The sequence below is a fragment of the Mucilaginibacter sp. 21P genome, assembly GCF_019331605.1.
Classification (GTDB): Bacteria; Bacteroidota; Bacteroidia; order Sphingobacteriales; family Sphingobacteriaceae; genus Mucilaginibacter; species Mucilaginibacter achroorhodeus.
In genome coordinates this window covers 1,265,720-1,286,310 of record NZ_CP063061.1, presented here as the reverse complement: position 1 = coordinate 1,286,310, position 20,591 = coordinate 1,265,720, and the positions used below count along the sequence as shown (strand labels likewise).

Annotated in this window: 19 protein-coding genes; 5 read left to right on the top strand and 14 right to left on the bottom strand. The window is 43.1% G+C overall.

Annotated elements, in window-relative coordinates:
* The first annotated feature begins 24 nt into the window (after positions 1-24).
* From INP83_RS05675 to INP83_RS05660, 4 genes are all read left to right on the top strand, one after another.
* On the top strand, positions 25-1,221 hold the full coding sequence (locus INP83_RS05675) for a sensor histidine kinase (protein ID WP_219126646.1): 1,197 nt from the start codon (positions 25-27) through the stop codon (positions 1,219-1,221).
* Positions 1,222-1,225: 4 nt separating this feature from the next.
* Entirely contained in the window at positions 1,226-1,927 is a 702-nt protein-coding gene (locus INP83_RS05670; protein WP_146269113.1) for a LytTR family DNA-binding domain-containing protein, read from the top strand.
* A gap of 112 nt (positions 1,928-2,039) precedes the next feature.
* The gene (locus tag INP83_RS05665) at positions 2,040-2,768 is read left to right on the top strand and encodes a hypothetical protein (RefSeq protein ID WP_219126645.1); all 729 of its coding nucleotides are present in this window, start codon (positions 2,040-2,042) and stop codon (positions 2,766-2,768) included.
* A gap of 45 nt (positions 2,769-2,813) precedes the next feature.
* Entirely contained in the window at positions 2,814-3,338 is a 525-nt protein-coding gene (locus INP83_RS05660) for a hypothetical protein (protein ID WP_219126644.1), read from the top strand.
* Between the two features lie 79 nt (positions 3,339-3,417).
* Here the strand turns inward: INP83_RS05660 and INP83_RS05655 are convergent, their stop codons facing one another.
* The 12 genes from INP83_RS05655 to miaB form a co-directional block, all read right to left on the bottom strand.
* The gene (locus INP83_RS05655; protein WP_219126643.1) at positions 3,418-5,019 is read right to left on the bottom strand and encodes an FAD-dependent monooxygenase; all 1,602 of its coding nucleotides are present in this window, start codon (positions 5,017-5,019) and stop codon (positions 3,418-3,420) included.
* On the bottom strand, positions 5,019-5,729 hold the full coding sequence (locus INP83_RS05650; RefSeq protein ID WP_219126642.1) for an SAM-dependent methyltransferase: 711 nt from the start codon (positions 5,727-5,729) through the stop codon (positions 5,019-5,021). The genes INP83_RS05655 and INP83_RS05650 overlap by 1 nt, the downstream gene beginning before the upstream one ends.
* Positions 5,730-5,792: 63 nt before the next feature.
* Positions 5,793-7,049: a pyridoxal phosphate-dependent aminotransferase gene (locus tag INP83_RS05645; RefSeq protein WP_219126641.1), complete on the bottom strand. Its 1,257-nt coding sequence runs from the start codon at positions 7,047-7,049 to the stop codon at positions 5,793-5,795.
* Positions 7,050-7,296: 247 nt separating this feature from the next.
* On the bottom strand, positions 7,297-8,136 hold the full coding sequence (locus INP83_RS05640; protein ID WP_219126640.1) for a mechanosensitive ion channel family protein: 840 nt from the start codon (positions 8,134-8,136) through the stop codon (positions 7,297-7,299).
* Positions 8,137-8,520: 384 nt separating this feature from the next.
* Positions 8,521-10,152 (bottom strand): chaperonin GroEL, encoded by a 1,632-nt coding sequence (gene groL, locus INP83_RS05635; RefSeq protein WP_146269120.1) that lies wholly within the window; start codon positions 10,150-10,152, stop codon positions 8,521-8,523.
* A 110-nt stretch (positions 10,153-10,262) separates the two neighbouring features.
* Positions 10,263-10,559, bottom strand: a complete 297-nt coding sequence (gene groES, locus INP83_RS05630) for a co-chaperone GroES (protein ID WP_219126639.1) — start codon at positions 10,557-10,559, stop codon at positions 10,263-10,265.
* 246 nt (positions 10,560-10,805) lie between these two features.
* Complete coding sequence (gene secG / locus INP83_RS05625) at positions 10,806-11,168, bottom strand: preprotein translocase subunit SecG (RefSeq protein WP_146269122.1); 363 nt, start codon at positions 11,166-11,168, stop codon at positions 10,806-10,808.
* Between the two features lie 11 nt (positions 11,169-11,179).
* A complete protein-coding gene (locus INP83_RS05620; RefSeq protein WP_219126638.1) occupies positions 11,180-13,072 on the bottom strand; it encodes a hypothetical protein in 1,893 nt (630 codons plus the stop codon).
* An 11-nt stretch (positions 13,073-13,083) separates the two neighbouring features.
* Positions 13,084-13,641, bottom strand: coding sequence for an LptE family protein (locus INP83_RS05615; protein WP_219126637.1), 558 nt, complete (start codon positions 13,639-13,641; stop codon positions 13,084-13,086).
* A gap of 9 nt (positions 13,642-13,650) precedes the next feature.
* A complete protein-coding gene (locus INP83_RS05610) occupies positions 13,651-14,898 on the bottom strand; it encodes a sigma-54-dependent Fis family transcriptional regulator (protein WP_146269125.1) in 1,248 nt (415 codons plus the stop codon).
* A 70-nt stretch (positions 14,899-14,968) separates the two neighbouring features.
* Positions 14,969-15,334 carry a four helix bundle protein gene (locus INP83_RS05605; protein WP_219126636.1) on the bottom strand — a complete coding sequence of 122 codons (366 nt, stop codon included), beginning with the start codon at positions 15,332-15,334 and terminating at the stop codon, positions 14,969-14,971.
* Between the two features lie 33 nt (positions 15,335-15,367).
* Complete coding sequence (gene miaB, locus INP83_RS05600) at positions 15,368-16,807, bottom strand: tRNA (N6-isopentenyl adenosine(37)-C2)-methylthiotransferase MiaB (protein ID WP_219126635.1); 1,440 nt, start codon at positions 16,805-16,807, stop codon at positions 15,368-15,370.
* Positions 16,808-16,945: 138 nt separating this feature from the next.
* Between miaB and INP83_RS05595 the strand changes: the two genes are divergently transcribed.
* Positions 16,946-18,745, top strand: a complete 1,800-nt coding sequence (locus tag INP83_RS05595; protein WP_219126634.1) for a hypothetical protein — start codon at positions 16,946-16,948, stop codon at positions 18,743-18,745.
* Between the two features lie 60 nt (positions 18,746-18,805).
* Here INP83_RS05595 and INP83_RS05590 read toward each other — a convergent pair whose 3' ends face one another.
* Both INP83_RS05590 and INP83_RS05585 read right to left on the bottom strand, forming a co-directional pair.
* Complete coding sequence (locus INP83_RS05590) at positions 18,806-19,795, bottom strand: MlaD family protein (protein ID WP_219126633.1); 990 nt, start codon at positions 19,793-19,795, stop codon at positions 18,806-18,808.
* A gap of 16 nt (positions 19,796-19,811) precedes the next feature.
* Positions 19,812-20,585, bottom strand: coding sequence for an ABC transporter ATP-binding protein (locus INP83_RS05585; protein ID WP_146269130.1), 774 nt, complete (start codon positions 20,583-20,585; stop codon positions 19,812-19,814).
* Positions 20,586-20,591 lie beyond the last annotated feature (6 nt).

Below are 20,591 nucleotides of genomic sequence, written 5' to 3'. Positions count from 1 at the left end.
AGCTGATTAACAGTTCTTTTGGGGATGCTACGCTTAAAAACCTTTTCGGTACTCATACATATAGCCTGCTGGTTATTGTTCATGGCCTTCCCGCTGTTGTTCTTGAACGGCCCGGATGGCAATGTTTCCATGGGCACTATCATCGTGTCGCCATACTATTGGATGTTCTGTGCTACCTATATTGCCTTATTCTATCTCAACACCAACTTCCTTTTTCCGCGGTTTTTCCTCAGGAAAAAATATATTGACTATGCCGTCATCTGTTTTTGTCTGCTTAGCGTAGTATACGTTCTTAAGCCTTACGATAAGTTGTTGCACAGCATTAACAAAAAAGCTTTTGCACAAATGGCGGCTTCGCAGTTTGGTATGCCGCCTGCAGGTATGCCACCAGGTTTTACACCGGATAGCAATGGTCAACAGCCGCCGCCACCGCCGAATATGCAGCCTGACAGCGCTCAAAGGTCGCAAATGTACCCCGGAGGGATGCCTCCTCCGCAATTCAGAGAGCGCTGGCGTAATGGCAGAAGAAAACATTTTGATTCTTCAAGTTTATTCCTGTTCCTGATGATAATGGCTTTGAGTACCGCTATCAAAACCGTAGTGCAATGGCAAACAACAGAGCAAAGAGCAATCAGTGCCGAGGCCGAAAAGGCAAGTGCAGAATTATCTTTCTTAAAAGCACAGATCAATCCTCACTTTTTATTCAATACACTTAACAATATCTACACGCTTGCCATTACCAATAACGAGTATACGGCAGATAGCATCATGAAGCTATCGAACATCATGCGCTACGTTACCGATGATGTGAGAGAAGACCTGGTAGATCTGCAAAATGAGGTTAATTGTATCTCCAATTACATTGATCTGCAACGGTTACGCCTGGGTGCAAAAACGGTTGTAAGCTTTACCGTGCAAGGCGATCTTGCAAACAAAAAGATAGCCCCCTTACTGCTAATGACCTTCGTAGAAAACGTTTTTAAGTATGGCATAAGCAAACAGCACCAAAGCAATATCGACATAAACCTGCTTGTTAAACCTGATACCATCACCTTCCTTTGTGTGAACCCGATATTTGAACGAAACCAAAATCTGGAACGTACCGGCATCGGCATTAACAACACACGCGAAAGATTAAAATATCTTTATCCCGGTAAACACATCCTCAACATCAACGAGGAGAATAACCAATTCACCGTGATAATTACCTTATACAGCTGATGATATGCAATTGAAATGTGTTGCCATAGATGATGAGCCGCTGGCACTGGAGTTGATAAAAAATTATATCTCAAAGTTTCCATCATTGAACCTTATGCAAACTTTTGAGGATGCCATATACGGTGCGGAATACCTGCGTAACAATCCTATCGACCTGCTATTCATCGATATCAACATGCCCGATATTACGGGTATAGACCTGGTGCGTGCGCTGGAGAACAAACCCATGGTGATATTTACTACAGCATACAAAAACTTTGCGTTTGAGGGCTTTGAGTTGGAAGCTGTAGACTACCTGCTTAAGCCTATTGATATTAAACGTTTCGGTAAGGCTATTGAGAAAGCCGCTGATTACCACCGGTACAAAAATGCAACCAATGGTGATGGGGAGGGCGAAAGCTTATATGTCTATTCGGAATACAAAATGGTTAAGATAAACCATAAGGATATCGAATACATTGAGAGCATGGAAGACTATATTAAGATACACCTGCAGTTTGATAAAACCATACTAACGCTGATGCCGCTTAAGCGGGTCTTAGAGAAACTGCCGGAGGATAGGTTTCAGCGTATTCACCGCAGCTATATTGTGCCGGTAAACAAGATCATCTCTATACAAAACCGCAAAATTAAACTCCCTACCGTTGAATTACCGGTAAGCGACAGCTATGCTGATTTCGCGCGCCGCTGGATGAAAATGAAGTAAATCTGCAGTAATCGACACAAAACAGGCGTTTACCGATACCCGCTTCAGTCCCCGTTATTAGCGTTCTACTTTTACAGAAACAAATAAACACACCCCTGCTAATTTCTGTAATATGGAGCGTAAACATTTTTTAAGATCATTTGCCATTGCCGCCGCGGCAACCCCAATGCTGTTAGATGCCTGTAAAAAAGATTCAACAGATACCGCAATCGACAGCACAGGCACCACAACATCGGCAGACACCAACACGGGCAGTAGTGCCTGCCGGGTTACCCCAACCGAGGTAGAAGGCCCTTACCCTTACCCCGGAGGTGAATTGAAAAACCCCCTTGACCGATCTGACATCACCGGCGGACAAACAGGTGTACCGTTGGTGCTTAACCTTTTAGTTGTTAATACTAACGACAATTGTAACGTAGTACAAAATGCCAGGGTTGACATATGGCACTGCAGCAAAGATGGATATTACTCTGGTTACGGTAACCAAAATGGTAAAAGCTTTGTAGGCGAAACCTTTTTACGCGGTTATCAAACCACTGATTCTAAGGGTGCTGTAACCTTTACCACCGTTTATCCGGGGTGGTACCAGGGCCGGGCAACACATATTCACTTTGAGATCTTTGTTAATAATGTAATGAAGAAAACAGCGCAGTTTGCCTTTCCTGAAAATATCTCCGACGCGGTGCATACGCATTACGGCGTAGGCGTAAATACTACCCGAAACGCCAATGATGGCATTTTGGGCAACTCGGCTACCGACCTGGCTAACGAAACGCCATCATTAACAGGCAGCATTGCAGCAGGTTACAAAGGTACGTATACATTCGGCATTGCATTATAGATCACCGGGACAACATATATTTCGATCACAAAAAAAATTATCGCCATGTCAAAAGCTATCATCAAACTTACTTACAAACAGGTTATCGATTCATCGGCCAAAACAGATTTTGAGCGCAACATTCTTTCTGCTTCTTACCGGGAGTTTTTACTCAAGTCGCAGGCATATAACCCCGGTAATGTTTTAAAAACGTTCAGCGAGATGAAGAATAACGATGGACGGGCCAATTCGTTACACTACAAACTCAGTTTTGTGATAGGCTATTTTATTGAAACGTTGAAGAATAAGATACCGTCACTCACCGATACGCTGGGCAACAGCATCAACTTTGAGGTGCCCCAAATGGAGTTGATAGAATCTGATATAACAGATATTAAGGCGCATAAAGTTGCTATTAACTACATTACCGGCGAGTTACTGCTTTTGAACACCATAGGCGAATACCTTGTGCTATCTGCCAACAAAGGCGAAACAACATTTACCATAAAGATGCAAGACCACCTGGCTATAAGCAGCTATCAACCTGTTGGCAGCAATGTTTTAAACAAACAAAATGCTTTAGCTGCATAACGGTATACCCCCGATTTTTTCATAATTAGTGTTTGGTTTAGTGTTTATGCCTCTGCAGCGATTGCGGGGGCATAACTTTTTATGGGGTTTTAAAACCAACCACATTACGCAGGTAATTATTCATCATGCTGATATCTATCAGGTCATTCAGGTAACCGATATGCATATCCGGCCTTACAATAACAGCTTTGCGGGTTCCTTCCGGTATCTGCAGCACATCAAATACCTTTTGGTTAGCCGGCGAGTAAGGCAAATGAAAAAAGTTAATGGCGCCATTGTAATCCTGCGTAAGCCATTTTGCTATAGTAAACAAAAAGCTCTCCTGCACATGCCCAAAGGTAAGTAGTGTAAAACCGGGCTTAGCACACCAACTGTGAAGGTCGGTCTTGGTTTTTTTCTTTTCGTCGAAAATTTCAAGATAAGGCAGCCTGTCGCCGGCTTTAATTTCCGTCGGTCTGCCTAATGAAAGGCTCAGTTTGCTTTCGCGATAACTGATCCCGATCTGTGATGCCCGTTTAAAAAAGAAATTACGGGTGCTTTCTTTCTCCCAGCCAAACTTAAGTACACGCGGCACAACATATTTTTTTAGAATATTTCCAAACCATGTTCGGGAGGTTACCACGTTAAAGACCCTATCAGTAGTGTTCAGTAATTGCTTTGCTACCGGCATTCTTTCTTCTGCGTAACTATTAAGGATATTGGGGAGTATTTGTCCGTTGATAACCGCAGCCAGTTTCCAAGCCAGGTTGTAAGCATCCTGTAAACCGGTATTCATGCCCTGCCCGCCAACCGGCGAGTGGATATGTGCAGCATCACCTGCGAGGAAACAGTTACCATCATTAAATTGGGTAGCCATTCTGTGATGTAGTTTATAGATGGTAAACCAGTTAACTTTTTCTATCTGCAAGTCCTTTTTAGAAATACTTTTTAACGCAGGTAAAACAGTATCAAGCGTGGGGCTTTCTTCGTTCTCCAACTCATCCGGCAAACTGGCCAATATCCTGAAGCTATCAGTCTCCGGTAATGGAAAAAACCCGGCGAAGCCTCGTCTATCTATGTATAAACTGATCAATTGATCATCAATAACCGACCTTAGCTTAACATCTGCCAGAAAAAACTTATGCTTGTAGGTATCACCGCTAAAATGCATACCCATTTGCTTGCGTACCATACTATGCGCGCCATCTGCACCAATTACGTAATCGCAGGTAATCTGATAAGTTTGATCATCTATCTGTAAGCTGGCTTCGCTTTTAGCGCCTAACTGGCGTAACGATACAAGCGATGTTTGCCAATAAACCGGGCATGCAGCTTGCGTTAGAAAATCCAGTAACAGGCGTTCATTTTTGCTTTGCGGATAGAGGAGTATATATGGGTATAGCGTTTGCTGGTCGCCAATTTGATCGAGATCGAGTTCTGCAAGGTGTTCACCTTCCTTGTAATAGGCTAAGCCTTTTGCCTTTTTACCCTCATCCAATAATCTATCAACAACGCCCATTTGGCGGTATATCTCCAAAGAACGGGCTTGTACAGCCAACGCTTTTGATTGGTTTGTTGGTCCTTGCTTGCTATCTATAACAACCGGTTGTATACCATAACGCAGCAGTTGTGCAGCCATCATTAAGCCAGATGGACCTGCCCCTACAATGAGCACACTGGTATGTTGCGGCGGGTTCAGCATCAGGCATGGAACAGCAAAAATATTGCCGGGCGTTTACGCAGATCGGGTACCTGTTTTTGCCAGGCTGCTATGGTTTGTGTTTTGATAAATTCTTTAGGGGCCGTAATATCGCAGGCAATGCAAAGGCGGGTGTTAGGTTTACAAGTCTTTAAAACCTCCTGCAGCAAGCTATCGTTACGGAATGGTGTTTCTATAAACAGCTGAGTTTGCTTATGCTTCTCAGCCGCACTCTCAAGATCTTTAATGCGTTTAGCGCGATCCGCTTTATCTATGGGCAAATACCCATGAAAAGTAAAGCTTTGCCCGTTAAATCCCGATGCCATCAGCGCCAATAAAATGGAGCTTGGCCCTACCAATGGCACCACCGTTATTCCCTTGCGGTGTGCCTCAGCAACAATATCCGCACCAGGATCAGCTATACCGGGGCAACCAGCCTCGCTCATCAAACCAACATCATTGCCTGCCATCAAGCCCTTAAAAAAATCTTTTAGCCCGCTATCGCGATTGTGCTTGCCATAATCGTGTATAAGCAATTCGCTCTGTGGTGTTTTAAGTCCGGCCTGTTTCAGGAACTTGCGGGCAGTTTTCTCATTCTCTACAATATATTCCTTAATACTGTTGATCGTATCGGTAAGATACGGCGTAAAAGATTTAGCCGCAGCTTCATCAGCAAGGGGTACAGGTATAAGGTAGAGTGTTCCGTTTGGCATGGTACAAGTATATAGCCTTCACAAATCCCCCATAATAGGGGGCTTTTTGAGGATAGTGTATCGTTATTTGAGTTTAGCTAATGCCGCTCTGATTCTTGGTGTCATCTGCTCGATATCTTCCAGCGTGGTTGCACCAACCGATGCTCTGAACCAGGTAACTTCCTCGCCGGTACCAAATGCAGAGAATGGCACAAAGGCAACGCCTGCTTCTTTTATCAGGTAAAAATTAACGTCGGCGCTATTTTCCAATACTTTACCATCCGGGGTTGTTTTGCCGGTGTAGTCTAATTTAATGGTAAGATATATAGCACCCATCGGCTCTATTGAATCCACCGCAAAGCCTTCTGATTTAAGCTGCTGGAAACCTTGATGCAAGGTGTTCAGGCTGGCTTGTATCCTGCCTTTAAGCGTATCAAGATAACCGTTTACAAAATCATCGTTTTTCAGGTATTCGGCCATGGCAACCTGTTCTGCCTTCGGCGACCATGCACCCATGTGGCCAACAATGGCCTTCATGTTATTGATGATAAACGCCGGGCCAAAGCCCCAACCTACACGTACACCTGTAGCAGCAAAGCATTTTGAGCCGCCATCGATGAATACAGTATAATCTTTTAATTCAGGGCGAAGCGTTACCGGGTCGTAATGTTTGTACTCACCGAACGTTAGCTGAGAATAGATCTGATCATACAAAAGGTACAATGGTTTCTCATCGGCACTCCTGCTTTTATTTTCGGCTATCACCAGGTCGCATATCTCTTCCAGATCCTTTTTATCAAACATGGTACCGGTTGGGTTAAGCGGAGAACAAAGAGCCAGCAAAGTAGCGCCCTTTAAATGCGGGCGGATCTCTTCTGCCGTAGGCATAAAATTATTTTCAGGGCGGGTTTCTACCAATACTGCTTCGGCACCGGTAAGGTCGCAGTAATGGTTATTGTTCCATGATGGTGTAGGGAAAACCACTTTATCGCCGGGGTCAACCAGGGCCAGGTAAGTAGAATATATCAATGGTCGCGATCCGCCCGAGATCAGTATCTGGTTGGCAGCATAATCCAAACCTAATGTGCGGTTAAGAAATGATGACACACTTTCGCGCAAGCTAAGCATACCATCTGCCGGTGGATAGTTGGTTTGGTTATGATTATAAGCATCGATAATGCCATCGCGCAGTTCAGCCGGGATAGGATAAATATCAGCGTCGAAATCACCAATCGTTAAATTGGCAATGTTCTGGCCTTGCTTTTTCAATTCGTTTATCTCTCCGGCTATTTTGATGATCTCAGAGCCATGAAGATTTTGTGCTAATACTGATATTTTCATTATAAGATATATTGAGCGCCAAAGATAGGAAAGCCCCCTCGAAATCGCGAAGCAATCGTGAACACCAAACAATTAAATGTGGTAATCTCTCCCTGAGATAGGAGAGATTTTAAAGATCAGGCTACGATTATATTTTGAGCGGGCAGAAGTGTAAGTCTCTGCGAAGCACAACGAGAGATCCTATACACCCAAAAAATCACATCTTATGTATATTCATCAAGCCTTACGTTGCTCAGGAAAACGGCTACTACCTATTAGTCCTGTTTACCAGCGCTTGTATCAACTCTGCGCCGCTCGGGTCACCGGTGCCGGGGAGTTTAACGCCTGCGGCGGAAAGCTCTTTAACAATGCGCTCCTGCAAGGAAATTTTGGTGGTTAGATAATTGGCAGGCTCTACCCATACGTTTATAATAAAGCGCATACCATCGTTCTCCAAAGCGCTCACACCTACCCGGGTTATAGGTTCGGTAAGTACCTCGGGCGTTGATTTTATGATGTTGTTGATGATGTCTTTTACCTTATCTATGTCTGCTGCGTAGCCCAATTTGAGCTCGAAATCCAAGCGACGTTTATGCTCGCGGGTAATATTTACAATAACTTCGTTAAATAATTTACCATTGGGGATAATTACCGTTTTGTTATCCGCAGTAAGCAGTACAGTATAGAACAACTGGATAGATGTAACTGTTCCCTCTTGCCCTTGCGCTTTAATGCTGTCCGTTATGGAGAATGGCTTTAACAACAATATCAAAACACCACCTGCAAAGTTTTGCAAAGTACCCGATAAGGCCAAACCTGCTGCAACACCAAAAGCACCTATCACCGTGTTGATCAGCGTGAGCTCGAACCCTACAATGTTAAGCACGCTGATGATCAGCAGTACATACATTCCCGTAATACAAAGACTAAGAATAAAAGGCTGTAAAGATGAATTAACCTTGCGGTTGCTTAAGCGTTGTAATAACCTGGCCCGGATAAATGATATTACCCAAAAACCGACAAGTAAAACAATAATACCGAAAGCGTAAACCGGGCCTCTGTTAATGAGCCAACGGTGAAAAGTATTGTAGAAAGATTCGAGCTCCATAATTGGAGCTAAAAATAATACTATTTATTAACTGTAAAGTGCTACAAATAGCTCGGGGCCTTTATACAGCACCCACTCCACTATCCGGCTGTGTAAATGTCTCTTTTTATGCACTATTTGTTTCATGCAGCGTTAAAAGCAAAGCCTATGCCCAAAAAACCAAACCCAAATTATGTAACAAACATTTAACACAGCTTAACGTTTTAGCGCCCTCCAGGACTTTTTGGTGACTAAAATGATACATAAGGGCCAATCAATCACCCAAAAGCAAGAAACCCTTGTACGTTTTACCGTACAAGGGTTTCTTTTATTTAGTCGATAGTCTAAGGTTATAATTCCTATGTCTTTTTTGACTTTTGGATTTTAACTTTAGACTTAATGATATTACATCATACCGCCCATGCCGCCGCCCATTGGTGGAGCACCAGCTTTTTCGTCTTCTGGCTCATCTGCTAACACACACTCGGTAGTTAACAACATTGAAGCGATAGAAGCAGCATTTTCTAATGCAACACGGCTTACTTTAGTTGGGTCAATTACACCAGCACCTATCAGGTTCTCAAACTTGTCGGTACGTGCGTTATAACCGTAGTCAGCAGAGCCTTCTTTCACTTTTTGAACGATGATAGAACCTTCGATACCTGCGTTCTCACAGATCTGGCGAAGAGGCTCTTCGATAGCACGACGGATGATCTGGATACCAGTATTCTCATCTTCGTTAGCGCCTTTAAGATCAGTTAATGACGCAACTGCACGGATGAAAGCAACACCACCACCTGCTACGATACCTTCTTCAACCGCAGCGCGGGTTGCATGTAAAGCATCATCAACACGGTCTTTTTTCTCTTTCATCTCAACTTCAGATGCAGCACCGATGTATAACACGGCAACACCCCCTGATAGTTTAGCTAAACGCTCTTGTAGTTTTTCTTTGTCGTAATCAGATGTAGTGGTTTCGATCTGTGAACGGATCTCGCCAACACGGCCTTTGATCTGCTCAGCATCACCTGCACCGTTTACGATAGTAGTATTATCTTTATCGATAGAGATCTTTTCAGCCTGGCCTAACATTGAAAGGTCAGCGCTTTCCAGTTTGTAACCGCGTTCTTCAGAGATCACGGTACCACCAGTTAATACAGCAATATCCTCTAACATTGCTTTTCTGCGGTCGCCAAAGCCTGGTGCTTTAACAGCAGCAACTTTTAGTGAACCACGAATTTTGTTAACTACCAAGGTAGCTAACGCTTCGCCGTCTAAGTCTTCAGCAATGATCAAAAGTGGTTTGCCGGTTTGTACTTGTTTTTCAAGTATTGGCAACAACTCTTTCATTGAAGAGATCTTTTTATCGTAGATCAAAATGTAAGGGCTTTCTAATTCCACTTCCATTTTATCAGAATTGGTTACAAAGTACGGAGAAAGGTAACCACGGTCAAACTGCATACCTTCTACAGTTTTAACTTCAGTTTCAGTACCTTTTGCTTCTTCAACGGTGATAACACCAGAAGTACCTACTTTTTGCATCGCCTCAGCAATTAACGAACCGATAACCTCGTCATTATTAGCTGAGATAGAACCAACTTGTTTAATTTTGTTATTGTCTTCGCCTACAGTTTGTGATTGCTCTTTTAAGTTAGCAACAACCTGCGCAACGGCTTTATCTATACCGCGTTTCAAATCCATTGGGTTTGCACCGGCAGCAACGTTTTTAATACCCGCAGTAACAATAGCCTGAGCTAAAACGGTTGCTGTAGTAGTACCATCACCTGCTATATCAGCAGTTTTAGACGCTACTTCTTTAACCATTTGTGCACCCATGTTTTCAATAGGGTCTTTCAGTTCAATTTCTTTTGCTACAGTAACACCATCTTTAGTTACAGCAGGTGAACCAAATTTTTTGTCAATAATTACGTGACGACCTTTAGGGCCTAAAGTAACTTTTACGGCGTTAGCCAGGATATCAACACCGCGTTTTAGAGTATCGCGGGCTTCAACATTATATTTAACTTGTTTTGCCATTTTCTTTGTTCTGTTGTAGTGTTATAAAGTTGTAAGGTTTTAAGGTTTGGTGCGGATCGTTGCTGTTGTATTGATTATAACATTTCAACGTCCAACCTTTCAACATTTAATTAATTAAAAACTGCGTAAATATCTGTTTCACGCATAATCAAATACTCTTTACCGTCGATATTGATCTCGGTGCCGGCATATTTGCCATACAATACTTGGTCACCCACTTTAACTGACATTGGGATCAATGTACCTGTGTTGTCGGCGTATTTACCAGGGCCAACAGCTACGATAGTGCCTTTTTGTGGTTTCTCCTGCGCTGTTTCCGGAATGTAGATACCAGAAGCGGTTTTGGTTTCTGCAGCAGCAGCCTCAACAACCACTCTGTCTGCACTTGGTTTAATGTTTAATGACATAGTAATGTTATTTTGAATTATATAATTTAAGTTTTGTGATTTGCTTTTCACAGCAATTGTGCCAAGCAAGCCGGGGCGCTAAAATTGGCATATTTTTCTGTTTTATTGTCACTTTTTATGGCATTTAGTTACAACCAGTTAAAGTGCACTTAACGCCGGGTGTCATCGTGTCAGTCGGCAACTTTAATAAACACAAAAGGCTTTGGACGTGTCCAAAGCCTTTTGCCTATATTATTTTACTGCTTGTTATTGAGCAGGTTTTTTAGCCGGAGCCGGTGTATTGGTTGGTGCAGGCATGACCGGGGTTGTAGTTGCAGGCGCTGCAGAAGGTTTAGAAGCTTTTTTGATCTGCTCCATTAACGCAGGGTCTTCTGATTTTTGTGCACCACCTTTAACAGATACATTAATAACAAGCGACAATACCATAATACCGATTGCCAGTACCCAAGTACCTTTTTCAAGGAAGTCGCCGGTTTTTTGTACGCCCATTAATTGCGACGAACCTGAAAAGTTTGATGCCAAACCACCGCCTTTAGGGTTTTGGATTAATACGATAAGGCCTAAAAGCACACACAAAATTATCGTGATTACGATTAATACTAAATACATTTCTTTTTATATCAATTGGTTTTCTTTTCTAACTCTTCAATCCGGGCTGCAAAGTACGTACTTTTTTCCGGGAATTTCAATATTAATTTTTTATAAGTAGCTATCGCTTTATGATATAGCATTTGGTCGGCATATATACGGGCAAGGGTTTCTGTCACTACTTCGTTGCTATCTTCAGAGCTGCGCTTGGCCTTATTTTCATTGTCCAGCTTATCTGCCGAAAGCGGCTTTATCTGCGGATCAGTTTGTATAAAGCGTTCGATAATAACATCCTCCTTTTTCTCCGGATTAAACTGTACGCGCTCCTGTTCAGGATCACGTTCCACACCGCTTACCGTGGTAAGACTAAATATGTTCTCAAAATATTGCTGTTGCAGTTCATCCGGACGTTTTAAATTTTGATTACCGCCGATTGGCACTTGTTGCAAACCCGTCTCAGCATAAGGCCTCAGGTTCTCAGCATGCTCTTTACGGGTTTTATCAAGCCACCATAAAAACGTATACGGCATTTTGTCGTCATCATACCGAGACACATGGTTAGGGTCGATATGACTGGCAGCAGCTTGTTCGGTATGTGCAACAGGTTGCTCCGGCTGTGCTGCCGGCCCTGTTTGTTCAGGGGCTTTTTGTGCCTCGTCAGGTTCAGGCCGCTCTTCCTCTTCCTGGGGTTTAAACCGTGGCGCTACATAGCCGCTGGCTTCGCGTAATTCATCCAGCTTTTTATCGAAAGACAGGTAATCCCCGCCCACAATACCACCGAGGATAAGCTTTTCTTCTTCCTTATGAATGTCGTTTGCTTTATCGTCTTGCGTAGGCTCTACCTCACCATCGGGCTGATGGAAAAGCACTTCAGACAGAGGCTCTTCTTCCTCCATACCGGCTTCGGTAGCAGGTTCGCTAAAGCGATGTTCAGTTGCAGTGTCAGCGTTGGGTTCAGAGGTAACAGGTTTGAAACCAATATCGTCAATGCCAACTATTTCATCATAAACTTCATCCTCAATTGGCTCTGCCTCTTTAGGCTGCTCATGTTCCTGAGCAGCGGGTGCCTCGCGCTTAGGGAAACGTGGTGCAAAACGGTATTCGTTTACAGCAGGCTGTTCAACGGCCTGTTCCTCAACTTTGGTTTCAGCAGGTGCTTCGTCGTTTAAATCGTGAGCCGCAGGTTGCTCAACTGGGGCTTCCGGTAATTGATCAACAGTTACCGGCTCGTTTGCAGGAACAACTTGTTTTTCCTCAACCGGTTCGCTATCCGCAACCTGAATAATCGGTTCTGTTTGGGGCGCTTCAATGGCGGCATTAACAGGCACAAACGGCGCTTCGGAAATTTCCTCTATTGGCTCTTCATCAATGTTATCAGACTCAGATTTTTCCGGAACGATAACATCGGTGACGATATCACTGCCTTCTTCTGAAACAGGCCCTTCCTCAACATCCTGCGGTTCTTCTTCAATAACCGGCTCAGCTGTTTGAACTTGGGGTTCGGTTATCACTTCCGGTTGGCTTTCTTCTTGCGGTGTCTCTGCTACCTCTGTCTCTCTAAGCTGTTCGTAAGGATCAACTAAAACAGCATCTGCTGGTCGCGACCCCTCGCTTTGCGTTGCTCCGGTTTGCGTGGTGCCATGCGACAGATAAGTAAGGTCGGTAATACTTGCTTGTTCAACAACCGGCAACTCCTGCGCATTGGTAATGTACTTGTGCAGCAGCCTTGGCGAAATATAAGCAGCTGCCTTGCCGGCAAACTTTCCACCGTTAGCCCTGGTTGTTAACATATGCAAAACAGCGCTTTGCGGATGGTCGGCAAGCAAACGCTCTAAACTTTGCAATTGCGCAGCGCCATCATCGGCCGGGTTGGCCAACAAGTTCCAGAAAATTTCTTTTTGCCTGTTATCGATGTATTGATCCACTTTTGTTGTTTTTACCAATTGGCAAATGCCCTGTTAAAAATATCTTCCGTTAATTGCTTATTTATATCAGCTATCAAGCCCTGCTCCTGCGAGGCTATGTCACCACTGTAATTTGCAAACCGCGTAAAGGTTTCATCAAAACTAAGGATTTTATCAGGATCACTGGTTCTTTTACCATCCTTGTAAATATATTTTACATACTTCACTGCCACTGTGATGGTTAAACGGCTTGCTCCTGCGATGGGTCGTTGCCCGCCGGTTGTAGCCTCAATTGATATAGGCGCTATACTGTAACCTGTTATAGCGCCGCTAAATACTGCATCAGCATCGCCACGTACAATTTTAATATCAGTGGTATTTCGTATCCGTGCTTTTAAAGCTTCGGTAAAGTTCTGGCTAAGTGTGGGTACAACCAATTGAGCATTATTTTCAAAAAACTGGACATCTACAGTTTTAAGATCGGCAGGGATAGATGCACCTGTTAACGATAACTTATATGAGCATGATGTAAAAAGCAATACCATCACATACAACCCGGTCAATAACTTAAACAACAGCTTTTTGCTCATTTTTATCTGTTATAAATTTAGCTCTTTTATTTTACGATACAAGGTGCGTTCAGATATGCCCAACTCATTAGCGGCAAGTTTGCGTTTGCCCTTGTGCTTTTTAAGCGCCTTGCGTATCAGGTCTGATTCTTTGTCTACCAGTGATAACGATTCTTCAACCTCTTCGGTATGATGAACAATGTCGAAATTGTTATTACCGCTGCTGATATTATTGTTCACCGGCTGCTGCAACGTAAACTGCGACTCGGGAATGGTTGCCTGAGGTAGTTCAATATCGCGGTAAAGCTGGGTAATAGCTTGCGGGTGATGCTGGTGGGCATGGCTAACACCACCATGTTCAATAATATCTGCAACCAGTTTTTTTAACTCTACCATATCGCGCTTCATATCAAACAGTACTTTGTACAGGATATCGCGTTCAGAGAAATCTTCTTTGGGCTGGTTATCCAAACGCATTGGCAGGTTTGTTCTGCTGGTTTCATGCGGGATATAGGTTAATAATGTCTGTGCAGTAATCACGCGGTCACGCTCTAAAACGGCCAACTGTTCTGCCATATTCTTTAGTTGGCGAACGTTGCCGGGCCACGAATAATTGATCAGTACCTGCTGCGCATCATCATCTAACTGGATAGGCGGCGTGCGGTATTTATCGGTAAAATCAGACGTGAATTTGCGGAATAACAAGAAGATATCTTCTTTACGCTCACGCAAAGGTGGTATCTTCAGCGGCACGGTATTTAAACGGTAGTAAAGATCCTCACGAAATTTTCCTGCCTTTACAGCTTCATAAACATCAACATTGGTTGCAGCTATTACGCGTACGTTGGTTTTTTCCACTTTGGATGAACCCACCCTGATGTACTGGCCTGATTCAAGAACTCTCAACAAGCGCGCTTGCGTACCCAAAGGCATCTCTGCTATCTCATCCAGGAAAATAGTGCCACCGTTTACCGTTTCAAAGTAACCTTTACGCTCGCCGATAGCGCCGGTGTAGGCACCCTTCTCGTGACCAAAAAGTTCTGAGTCGATAGTTCCCTCAGGGATGGCACCGCAGTTAACTGCTATGAAGGGACCATGCTTACGTGCACTTATCTGATGAATGATATGTGAAAAAACCTCTTTACCGCTACCGCTTTCACCGGTAATTAATACCGAAATATCAGTAGGTGCAACCTGGTTTGCAATATTTATAGCCCGGTTAAGCAACGGCGAGTTGCCAATGATACCAAAGCGTTGTTTTATTTCTTGAATATCCATTTAGATAGAATCAGGAATCAGGATGTTAGGAACCAAGACAAGAAGGTTCGCCCACTTACTGACTCATTTTTTAATCATCTCCGTTAAGTACGTATCCTCTAAAATTGAAGATCATTTTTTGCAATTCAATAACAAAAGCCAAACACTGCTTCAGTTTGTCAGAAGATCCATATTTTCTTCTTTCACAAATCAGTAGTTGCGTTTCTAACTCAAACGACGATGTTAACGACGTCGTCAGGAACTCTGCAAAATGTGCTTTGGTCCGCTTACCGGAGCCTTCAGCAATATTTGAGGGTATCGAACACGAACAGCGGTTAAGCTGGTCTATCAGATTATAGCGCTCCTCAATTGGCAGGACTTTGCAATAGTCATAAACGAAATCCGTAAGGTCCGTTGCCTTTTGCCAAATTCGTAGACTTTTGAAATTATGTTTCACTCCTGTTTCCTGCCTCTTGTCGTCTTGACTCCCTTATATGATCTTTCCAATCAACGTAGCCGAGGTACATTTCTCTACCAGTACATTGGCGTATTGGCCAGGCTTGTAGCCTTCCTGTACGGGGAATACGACCATGGCATTTTTGTCGTTACGGCCGCAATAGTCTTGGTCTGATTTTTTTGAGAAACCTTCTATCAGCACCCTGTCAACCCTGCCAACATGTTGCTGCAGGCGATAGTGCGATGATTCGCGTTGTTTTGCCACCACCTGGTTCAAACGCACAGCTTTTATAGGTTCAGGTATGTCATCGGCGTAGCGTTTTGCTGCCAAGGTGCCCGGGCGCTCACTGTACATAAACATGTAAGCATAATCATACTGTACGTAATCCATCATGCTGAGTGTTTCATTATGCTCTTCTTCAGTTTCAGTACAGAAACCGGTGATGATATCTGTTGAAATGGCACAATCAGGAATAATCCGGCGAATAGCATCCACACGGCCCATATACCATTCTCGGTCATACGTACGGTTCATCAGCTCAAGCACACGGCTGTTACCGCTTTGCACCGGTAAGTGTATATAATTACAAATGTTATCGTATTTAGCAATGGTATGTAAAACCTCGTCGGTGATATCCTTTGGATGCGAGGTAGAAAAGCGCACACGCAGATCAGGCTCAATAAGCGCAACCATTTCTAATAGGTCAGCAAAGTTTACAATAGGCTGCTCTGCTAACTGCTCACTACCATCTGCCGACTGTGTGGCACTCCATTTATATGAATCTACATTCTGCCCTAACAAAGTAACCTCGCGGTAACCCTTATTAAAAAGGTCGCGGCATTCCGCTACAATAGAATGTGGGTCACGGCTGCGTTCGCGGCCGCGGGTAAAGGGCACCACGCAGAACGAGCACATGTTATCGCACCCACGCATGATTGACACAAATGCATTAATACCATTGCTGTTTAAACGCACAGGGTTAATATCAGCATAGGTCTCTTCCCTGCTAAGCAGAACGTTTACTGCTTTTTGCCCTCCGTCAACTTTATCTATAAGGTTTGGCAGGTCGCGGTAAGCATCGGGGCCTACAACTACATCCACCAACTTTTCTTCTTCAAGGAATTTGGATTTTAAGCGCTCGGCCATGCAACCCAATACACCTACCACCATACCGGGGTTTTTACCCTTGGCATAAGCAAACTCTTTAAGGCGGTTACGAACACGGGTTTCGGCATTCTCGCGGATTGAGCAGGTATTGATAAAAACTACATCTGCGTTATTAAAATCGCTTGTCGTTTCAAAACCCTTTTCGGCCAATATGGATGCAACTATCTCGCTGTCAGAAAAATTCATAGCGCAACCATAGCTTTCAATATAAAGTTTGCGTCCCAGGTTTTTTTCACCGGGCTCTAATACTAAAGCCTCTCCCTGCCTTGCCTCGTCGTGCGTTTTATCCGGTGTAAGGAATTCCATTATTAAGATCTTAAAAAATGAACCGCAAAAATACATAAAAATTCATTACCAGCGTGACAGTTTGTCAGCGCTTAACAAATTCGGTTTTCTGTTGTTAACACTTTAAGGAATAAGAAACGCTTACAGCCACCATTATTTATGGCAGACACGATAAGGAAGAACAGGTGGCTCAAAATGCTGCTCATAGCATCGGGAATATTTTTGATAGTGCTACTGATACCTGTGCTATTTCTCAACAATTACCTCGAAAATAAACTCTCTGAAAAGTTAAAAACCGCTGTAAGCAAGGGCAGCGACAGCATGTACAGTATTGATTTTAGCGATATAAAATTAAACGTACTCCGCGGTAGGGCAACATTCTACAGTATCCGTTTAAACCCTTCGGTGGATGTCTATAGAGCAAAACGAAAGCAGAAAGAGCGTGTCCCAAACAGCCTTTATCAACTACAAGTGCAACGCCTTATAATATCGGGTGTAAAAATAACGGACCTTTTGTTCAACAAAAATCTGCAAATTTCACGCATTGCGTTGGATAAGCCTGATATAACCGCAAGCAAATACGCCAATAAACCCGATAGTAATAAAAAAGATGACCGAACGCTTTATCAAAAGATTGAAAAGACCTTTAAGCTGGTAAGCGTGGGCGAATTGAGGCTCGGTGACGTCCATTTAAAAAATATTGACTATACCGGGCCCAAACCATCCATATCCGAATTGAAAGATATGGATATTATGGGTAGCAACTTGCTGATAGATTCCACATCTGAAAGTGATACTACACGTTTTTTGTTCTTTAAAAATATCACAACCAAATTTTACAACTACAATAGTAAATCTACCGACGGGCTGTACACATTTAAGGTGAGATCAGCAGAGCTCTCAACCCAAACAAAAAAACTAATTGTTAAGGGGATTGATCTTATACCTGTAGCTTACCCTGCTTTTTTTAGCAAAAGCAAAAACGACAGGTTCGATCTCCATATCGATAATATGGTATTGTACAATTTTGATTACGATGGCTTTCAGCGAGACCAAAGCATTGACGTACAAAAACTTATAATTGATCAAGGTAATTTTGGTTTATATAGTAACTACAATGGCCCCTTGCCAACTACAGACAGGCTTGTCACATTCCCCAATTGGGCTATCCGTAATAAAATTCCTTTTCCTGTCAATGTAGATACGCTTGAAATAAAACGTATGAATTTTAGCTACGCTGAGCGGAACCAAAATACGATGAAATTTGGTCACCTTAAATTCAATAACACCAACGGAAGATTATTAAATATTACAAACCGGAAGGATCTGCTTCAAAAGAACAACATTGCCACTGCAGATATCAGCAGCACATTTTTGGGAAACAGTAGGTTCGATATCCACTTTGCTTTTAATTTAAGCGATGCGGCCTACAGTTACCGTTATAAAGGCCATCTTGCCACGATGGACTTATTGGCTATAAACCCGGTATTGATGCCGCTTGGTATGGTGAAAGTTACTAAGGGCCATTTAACTTCCCTTGACTTTAATGTCTACAGCACACAAAAGATCTCTAAAGGTACAGTCTCACTTTTATATAAAGACCTAAGCGTAGACATGCTTCGGCCCAACTACACTAAAAACACGCTGTTAACAGCCCTGGTAAATACCGTTGTGCTTAAGCACGATAACCCTGATGACGGCAATACTACGCCCCGACTGGCTAACGTGGTTTACATTCGTCCTAAGAACTTTCCTTTCTTTAAAACAGTATGGCATGTGCTGCTTAATGGAATTAAGAACTGCGCAGGTGTAGGCCCGGCACAAGAGAAACGGTTGAACGCGCAGCAGGATACAGAAGACAAGAAAGAGCAAGAGAAGATCATCAAAAAAGCAGTAAAGGAAAAAGAGAAAGAGGATAAGAATTTTAGAGAGCAGCTAAAAAAGGAAAAGAAGAATTGATGTAGAAATAATAGTGCTTAAAATAACAAAGGCGATGATTGCTCATCGCCTTTGTTATTTTTACATTGCTTTTTTCAAGCTGTCTTGTTTCGCTTTCTCTCGCTTTTTAAAGAAACCTTTAAGCAGGAAATTGTGCTGCACTGCCTCAAGGTCGTCGTTTAATTTTACTGAGCTTTGTTGCAAGTAGTTCATAGTACTTTTTACCTGCGTTGCCATTTTAGGATCATTTAACAAGACGCCCAGGGCATTATCAGTGGTGTTAAGCTTGTTTGATGCTTTATTCAGGTTATCTGTAAGTGTGCTGGCATTTGCTGCAGCTTCCTGCAATTTGGTAACCGATGAACGGATACGATTGAATGTAATGGTATCTGTAAGTACGTTATCAGCAAACCCCCCCTTGGTATTTATCTTTTGGCTAAAGCTGTTCAACTGCATGGCCATTTTTGATGCGCTTGTTGTTGCACTTGCCAGGTTACGCATGGTAAGCTTTAACTGGTTACCCATGGTACTATCTGCAAGCAATGCACCAACGGTACCCTTACCTGACAAAATATCTTTGCTCAGCGTTTTAAAATCATTGGTTATGGCCAGGATGTTCTGGTTATTTTGTTGCAGGGTTTTCATGATATCATCGGTAGACAATAACTTTTCTGATTGTAAAACATCACCATCCTGTACAATAGGCGCCTGCGGGCTGCCGCCGTCTATCACGATGATCTTGTTACCGATAAAACCATCGCTGCTAATGCGCACACCTGCGTTACGGTGAATGTAAGACTGGGTTGCTGCATCTATGCTCATGATCACATCTACCTCGTGCAGGCCTGTAAATTTGATCTCTTTAATGGTACCCACCTTAACGCCGGAGAACCACACGTTGTTACCTTTTTTAAGCCCTGCAACATCGTTAAACTTTGAACTGATGTGAATGCTTTTTACGAAGGTTTTTTGTGACCCGCCAAGGGTTAGTACGCCCAGTACAAATACTGCAACGCCTAAAAACACAAATACCCCTACAATTATTGATTTTTTACTTTCTGCTGCGTCCATAATGGATACTATATCTTTATTCTATAAAATTATAATCATAAAAAGGTTTCACGCGGGCATCATCCGTTGCAAAAACCTCGTCAAAAGAACCAACCCGCTGAAACTGTCCATCAAGCAACATCGCCACACGGTCGCCCACCATTTTAGCACAGGTAAGGTCGTGTGTAATAACTATTGATGATGTATTATAGCGCTGCTGCACTTCGTTTATCAATTCGTTTATCTCAATACAAGTGATAGGGTCCAAACCAGCCGTAGGCTCATCATACAACATTATCTCCGGGTTAAGGATCAGTGTACGCGCTATACCGATACGTTTACGCTGCCCGCCAGATAGTTCTGACGGCATCTGGTTAATGGTTTGCGATAAGCCAACCGCATCCAAAACGCTGTGTACATTGGTGTCTATCTCCTTGCGGGTGATGCCCTTGCGGTTACGCACTAATGGAAACTCCAGGTTTTTGCGCACCGTCATACTATCATACAATGCGCTGTTTTGAAAAGAGAAGCCAATACGGATACGCAATGCTTCCATTTCCTTTTCTGTTATGGTGGTTAACTCATTCCCTAACACGTTTATGGTGCCGGTATCAGGGTAAAGCATGCCAGATATCAGTTTTATCAATACCGATTTACCCGTACCTGATCGGCCTAATACAACCAGGTTCTCGCCCTGGTAAAGATCAAGATCGATACCGCGCAATACGTGATAATCGCCAAACGATTTTTGCAACCCGCGGATGCGGATCACCTCGTTATTCATGTCGATATTTGCCTTTTGCTTTTCCATTTTATA

What these genes read in the sequence shown, in the direction of transcription:
- INP83_RS05675 (WP_219126646.1), top strand. Translation starts at nt 25, where the DNA reads ATGCTACGCTTAAAAACCTTTTCGGTACTCATACATATAGCCTGCTGG.
- INP83_RS05670 (WP_146269113.1), top strand. Translation starts at nt 1,226, where the DNA reads ATGCAATTGAAATGTGTTGCCATAGATGATGAGCCGCTGGCACTGGAG.
- INP83_RS05665 (WP_219126645.1), top strand. Translation starts at nt 2,040, where the DNA reads ATGGAGCGTAAACATTTTTTAAGATCATTTGCCATTGCCGCCGCGGCA.
- INP83_RS05660 (WP_219126644.1), top strand. Translation starts at nt 2,814, where the DNA reads ATGTCAAAAGCTATCATCAAACTTACTTACAAACAGGTTATCGATTCA.
- INP83_RS05655 (WP_219126643.1), bottom strand. Translation starts at nt 5,019, where the DNA reads ATGCTGAACCCGCCGCAACATACCAGTGTGCTCATTGTAGGGGCAGGT.
- INP83_RS05650 (WP_219126642.1), bottom strand. Translation starts at nt 5,729, where the DNA reads ATGCCAAACGGAACACTCTACCTTATACCTGTACCCCTTGCTGATGAA.
- INP83_RS05645 (WP_219126641.1), bottom strand. Translation starts at nt 7,049, where the DNA reads ATGAAAATATCAGTATTAGCACAAAATCTTCATGGCTCTGAGATCATC.
- INP83_RS05640 (WP_219126640.1), bottom strand. Translation starts at nt 8,136, where the DNA reads ATGGAGCTCGAATCTTTCTACAATACTTTTCACCGTTGGCTCATTAAC.
- groL (WP_146269120.1), bottom strand. Translation starts at nt 10,152, where the DNA reads ATGGCAAAACAAGTTAAATATAATGTTGAAGCCCGCGATACTCTAAAA.
- groES (WP_219126639.1), bottom strand. Translation starts at nt 10,559, where the DNA reads ATGTCATTAAACATTAAACCAAGTGCAGACAGAGTGGTTGTTGAGGCT.
- secG (WP_146269122.1), bottom strand. Translation starts at nt 11,168, where the DNA reads ATGTATTTAGTATTAATCGTAATCACGATAATTTTGTGTGTGCTTTTA.
- INP83_RS05615 (WP_219126637.1), bottom strand. Translation starts at nt 13,641, where the DNA reads ATGAGCAAAAAGCTGTTGTTTAAGTTATTGACCGGGTTGTATGTGATG.
- INP83_RS05610 (WP_146269125.1), bottom strand. Translation starts at nt 14,898, where the DNA reads ATGGATATTCAAGAAATAAAACAACGCTTTGGTATCATTGGCAACTCG.
- miaB (WP_219126635.1), bottom strand. Translation starts at nt 16,807, where the DNA reads ATGGAATTCCTTACACCGGATAAAACGCACGACGAGGCAAGGCAGGGA.
- INP83_RS05595 (WP_219126634.1), top strand. Translation starts at nt 16,946, where the DNA reads ATGGCAGACACGATAAGGAAGAACAGGTGGCTCAAAATGCTGCTCATA.
- INP83_RS05590 (WP_219126633.1), bottom strand. Translation starts at nt 19,795, where the DNA reads ATGGACGCAGCAGAAAGTAAAAAATCAATAATTGTAGGGGTATTTGTG.
- INP83_RS05585 (WP_146269130.1), bottom strand. Translation starts at nt 20,585, where the DNA reads ATGGAAAAGCAAAAGGCAAATATCGACATGAATAACGAGGTGATCCGC.